Origin of the sequence: Micromonospora sp. NPDC049799 (genome assembly GCF_040656655.1) — a bacterium.
Taxonomy (GTDB): domain Bacteria; phylum Actinomycetota; class Actinomycetes; order Mycobacteriales; family Micromonosporaceae; genus Micromonospora.
On record NZ_JBFAMU010000356.1, the window covers coordinates 1 to 5,180 of the forward strand.

The 5,180-nt window shown below is 68.7% G+C and carries 4 protein-coding genes; all 4 read right to left on the reverse strand.

The genetic code is table 11. The features are described from left to right. Positions 1-778 (reverse strand): DUF1800 family protein (locus tag AB0I76_RS21975; protein WP_357038455.1); only part of this gene is annotated, 778 nt, incomplete at its 3' end. A 198-nt stretch (positions 779-976) separates the two neighbouring features. Further along, positions 977-3,025, reverse strand: coding sequence for a S8 family serine peptidase (locus AB0I76_RS21980; protein WP_357038458.1), 2,049 nt, complete (start codon positions 3,023-3,025; stop codon positions 977-979). Between the two features lie 257 nt (positions 3,026-3,282). Beyond that, entirely contained in the window at positions 3,283-4,392 is a 1,110-nt protein-coding gene (locus tag AB0I76_RS21985) for a glycosyltransferase family 4 protein (protein ID WP_357038461.1), read from the reverse strand. Positions 4,393-4,451: 59 nt separating this feature from the next. Further along, a partial coding sequence (locus AB0I76_RS21990; protein ID WP_357038464.1) for a glycosyltransferase family 2 protein occupies positions 4,452-5,180 on the reverse strand: 729 nt, incomplete at its 5' end.

Sequence of the window (5,180 nt, forward strand, 5' to 3'; positions counted from 1 at the left end):
CGTTCGACGAGGCGTAGCGGAACCACAGCCGCTCGGCGATGAAGCGCGGGCACGTTTCGTGCCTGAGCAGGAGATCCACGAGCGAATGCGCGTCGAAGTTCCTCGTCACGCCGAGGATGCTCTTCATTCCGTCGTCGTGCGAGGCCGGACTGAAGTACGCACGACCCCGGTCGTAGTCGATCTTCCAACCGGTCAGCGCACGGCCCGCCTCCTTCACGTCCCGTTCGGTGTACCTGCCGATGCCGAACATGAAGAGTTCCAGCAACTCGCGGCCCAGATTCTCGTTGGGGGCGGTGCGTGTGTTGAGTTGGCCGTCGAGCCAGTAGATGAGCGCAGGGTCGATGATCATCCGACGTGCCATCACCGCGAAGTCGAGCGAGCTACGCAGGTTCCTGTGCTGCACGAGCATCAACTGTGGACGGATCACCTTCCGGACCGAGGTGGCCCAGTGCCCGTGCCAGAAGAACCACAGCTTCTCGCGGGTCTGGTGGTCTGCGACCGTGAGACGGTCCAGCCACCACTGGGTGATCCGCTTCGTCTGCTCCCGGCGCTCCTCATCCCCCTTGCTCCGCTGGCTGGGGGTGGGATTCGGCAACCGGGCGAAGGGGTCCGGGCCGATGTCGGGAATGGGAGCCTGCAGGGCGCCCACGTCCGGCGCTGTCGGTGCGGTCAGGGCAGCGACGGTTGCCTCGTACCCTGCCTTCCTTGCCGCGGTGAGCTCGGAGTGGGTGGGACCGAAGCCCGCGCGGCGAAGGAGCAACGCGAGGTCGTCGGCCATGCCAGCAAATGTATGCGACGCCGAGGACACGGTCGAACCCCGGGGCTCGGCACCCCAGCCGGACCTGTCGGAGTCGGAGCTTCGCTGCCGGTGGCCGATCCGAGCCATGACGCGGGTGGGCCGCCGAGACGCGCATCGCGCGTGTCTCGGCGGCCCACTGAACCTGCCGCGTCAGGACGCCGGCTCAGGCGCTGGTGCTCAGCCGACCTTCAGGACCTCGTAGGTGAACATCGTCGAGGGGCCCAGCTCGTCCGTGGACGGATCCAAGTTGGCGATCAGCGGCGAGTTGCCGCTGTTCGGTGCCTGCACCACGTTGTAGTTGGTCTGCGACTGGAACACCAGGCTGCCGTCACCCCAGTGGTAGAGGTAGAACGACTCAGCCGTGCCGATCGCGGTGGCGCTGGCGATGAGCGGCTGGGTGCCGCCCGAGGGAGCGGTGACGTAGCGCCGGTTGACGTGGGACCGCAGCGCGACGGCGTCGCCGCCCATGTCGAGCATGTCGAACTTCTGCCAGTCGGTGGTCACGGTGGAGTTGGCGATCAGGGCGCTCCTGCCGGCCTCCGCCGCGGTGACGAACTTGCTGTTGACGGCCGCGCGGAGCACGACCACCGCGGACGGTGAGGCCCAGATGAACTTCTCGGGCCCGCCGATGGTGGTGGCGTTGTTGATGAGTGGCACGGTGCCGTTGGACGGGGCGGTGACGTACTTGCCGTTGATCTTGGCGATCAGGCTGACGGTGCCGTCGCCGTTCATGACGACCTGGAAGCGCTGGGCGTCGGTGATGGTGCTGCTGTTGGCGTACAGCGCGCTGGTGCCACCGGAGGTGGCGGTGACGTACTTGCCGCTGGCCCAGGACCCGAACGCGATGTAGCCGCTGCCGGCGTCGACCACGGTGAACTTCTCCGAGTCGCCCATCTGGTTCATCGGCTGGGTCGGGGTCAGCGGCAGGGTGCCGCCGGGACCGACCGAGACGTTCTTGCCGTTGGTCAGGGACCGCAGGCCGGTGACCTGCGGCACGGCGGTGGTGCCGATGCGCAGCATCACGTCGCTGGTGTTCCAGGCGGCCGTGTTCCGCACGACCCGTCGGGTGCCGCCGTAGACGATGACGTTGCGCACCTGCGTCGGCGTCCAGGCCGGGTTCGCCGACAGCAGCAGCGCGGCGGCGCCGGCGACGTGCGGGCTGGCCATCGACGTGCCGCTGTACTTGTCGATCGCGGTGTCGCTGGTCGCCACCGACGACGGGATGTGGTGCCCCGGGGCGTGGACGTCCACGCAGGTCCCGAAGTTGGAGAACGACGCGCGGAAGTCGACCTCGTCCGTGGCGCCCACGGTGATCGCCGAGGGGGCGCCCGCCGGCGAGTACAGGCAGGCGTCTTGCCCGCTGTTGCCAGCGGCGACCGCGTACGTGACGCCGGAGGCGATGGAGGCCTCCACCGCCGCGTCGACCACGGCGCTGGACTCACCGCCGAGGCTCATGTTCGCCACCGCCGGCTTGACCGCGTTCGCGGTCACCCACTCGATGCCGGCGATGACACCCTCGTACGAGCCGCTGCCGGTGCAGTCGAGCACCCGCACGCCCACCAGCTGGACGGCCTTGGCCACGCCGTAGTTGGTGCCGCCGATGGTGCCGGCGACGTGCGTGCCGTGCCCGTCGCAGTCGTCCGCGATCGGGTCGTTGTCGATGAAGTCGTAGCCGTGGCTGGCACGCCCACCGAACTCCTGGTGCGTGACGCGGATGCCACTGTCCAGGACGTACGCGTGCACGTTGCTGGCCGTGTTCGGATACGTGTACCGGTTGTTCAGCGGCGCGAAGATCTGGTCCAGCCGGTCCAGCCCCCACGATGGCGTGTTCAGCTGGGTGTCGCTCTTCGACACCTTCCGGTTCTGCTCGACGTACGCCACCTCGGGGCTGGCGGCCAGCCTCTTGGCCTGCGCCTCATTCATCCGGGCGGAGAAGCCCCGGATCGTCCGCGTGTACGTGCGCGACACGGCGCCGCCGTACCGCTTGGTGAGAGCCGTAGCGCTGGCACCGACCTCGGCCGGCGTGGCCTTGGTGTCCTTGAACACCACGATGTAACTGTCCTTGATGGCGCCCTTGTCGGCGGCCCCCAGGATCCCCGGAACCCTCTTGTCGTCCGGCGGGCCGGCGTATGCGGCACCGGTGCCGAACATGCTTGCGGCGGTCGCGACCGCGGCGAGGGCGAGCCCGGCCACGACCGACCGGCCACCTCGGCGAACTTGGAACACGTGCAACTCCCCGTGGGATACGTGAGCGTCCACAGTCGACGTGAACGGCGTTGCCTCTCGGCAAAGCGCAGCCCATCCTCGCCGATGGGGGCGACCGAGGGCTCAGCCGTTCGGGCCAATTGACGGCGAGACAGCGACATCGGCCACTCAAGCGGGCGGCCCGCCTCACCGCTCGGTCGCGGCCGGCTGACACTGCGCGCCGGCGGGTCAGGGCCCGCCGGCGCGCAGCACCGTTGTCCGACATCCGCCGAGTCGGCTCACCGGCCGGGTGCGGCGTCCATTTCCGCTCGCGTGGAGACCGAGGTGTACGCCGCCTGCAACTGCCGGCGGACCGCCGCGGAGCTGTGATGCGCCACGACCCACTCCCGTCCGTTGGCGGCGAGTCGCGCGGCGGTCTCCGGCGCGGACAGCAGCCCGCTGACCGCCGCGATCCAGCCGGCCCTGTCGTCGGCGACGCGGACGTGGACACCGTCCGCCACACCCGCGCGGTCGGCCACCATGCTCGTCGTCACGCTGGGAACTCCAGCCGACATCGCCTGGATGAGCTTCAGCTGGACGCCGGTGCCCCGGAAGATCGGTGCGATGGCGACGGCAGCATCCGCGTAGTACGGCTCGACCGCGGGGGCGTTGGCGTGGAGCTCGATGCCGTTTCCGACCAGTTCCTGGACGGCCTTGGGCGGGTCCGTGCCGACGATCCGGAGCCGGGCGTCCGGGACGGCGTCGCGGATACCCTGCCAGCACTCGCGCGCGAACCACATGAGGCCGTTGACGTTCGCCTCGTAGCTGAGCCGACCGACGAACAGGACCGTCGGTGCGATCGGGCCCTCCTGCCGCTGGACGGAGAAGTCGCAGGGGCTTCTGACCAGGAAGGTGTTGGGCCGCTCCTGGCCGGGCAGCGACGGAGCGGAGAGCATCAGGGGAACCCCCATGCTGACCAGCTTCTCCTCGCGGGCCCGCATCCGGGGCGCCTCCAGGCGACCCAACGCTCGCCACGCGGGGCTGGGCCCGTGCGAGGCCAGTTGCTCGTAGTACTCGCTGCGGAACTCGTCCAGGTCGATGATGACCGGCGTCGAGCCACAGGCCTCGACCAGGTGCACGGTACGGAAGACGTTGAGGTGCACGACGTCCGGCTGGAAGTCGTCCAACTCCCGCCGGAGCGCGTCGGTGAGCGCCTTCGGGCTCGCATACCCGGTCTGCAACGAGACCCCGGTGCCAAGTGCTCGCGCGGAGCGCAGCATGGAACCGACCCGCGGGTTGGGGATGAGGGTGCGGTGCTCGACCGGCAGCAACTCCGCCAGCCGCGCCTCTTCCTCGTCTTGTACCAGCCCCAGGAAGCGGACATCATGCTCGGCGGCGAGCATCTCCATGATCACAAGGCTGCGCGGACGAACCGATGCCGGGATCCATGGCGCTACGAATAGAATCTTCAAATCGGCAGCCTCCTCAGGGCTGACGCGAGGAGTCGCTGACCCCGCGTGCCATGTTTCGAGAAATAGACGTACATGCCGGACCGGTACAGGTTGTTCTTACCGACCGCGGCGGTGCTGGTGCTCTCCTTGTGTTCGGCGACGCTCGTCCCGACCGACGCGACGCCCCAGCCGGCGGCGTGCAGCCGCGTGCACAGGTCGACGTCCTCGAAGTAGAGGAAGAAGCCAGGGTCGAATCCATCGATGGAGCGGAAGGCATCACCTCGTACGAGCATGCAGAAGCCACTCACCCAGGCAGCCTGGCGCACCTCGCCGGTCGGCTCGACGTCGAGATACTCGAGCATCTGGAACTTCTTGCGCAAGGGTGTCGCGCGAGCCAGGTACTGCTTCAGGCGCCTCGGCACGAGATGGTCGACCTTCAGCGCCGCCAGCCATTCCTTCGCGATGCTCGGCTCGGGCCCGGCCGAGATCCCGAAACGCCCGTCGGGGTAGCGCATGAGCGGCGCGACCACCCCCAGCTTCGAGTCGACCCGCAGGGCCTCCACGAGGTGCGTGAAGGACTCGGGGGTGATGTGGCAGTCGGGGTTGAGGAGGAAGTAGGCGTCAGCGTCGGGGAGGGTGTCCGCCGCGGCGTTGATCGCCTTGCCGAAGCCGACGTTCGGCAGCGAGATGACGGGGTACCCGAAGGACTTCGCGACCTCGACGCTGTCGTCCGTGGAGGAGTTGTC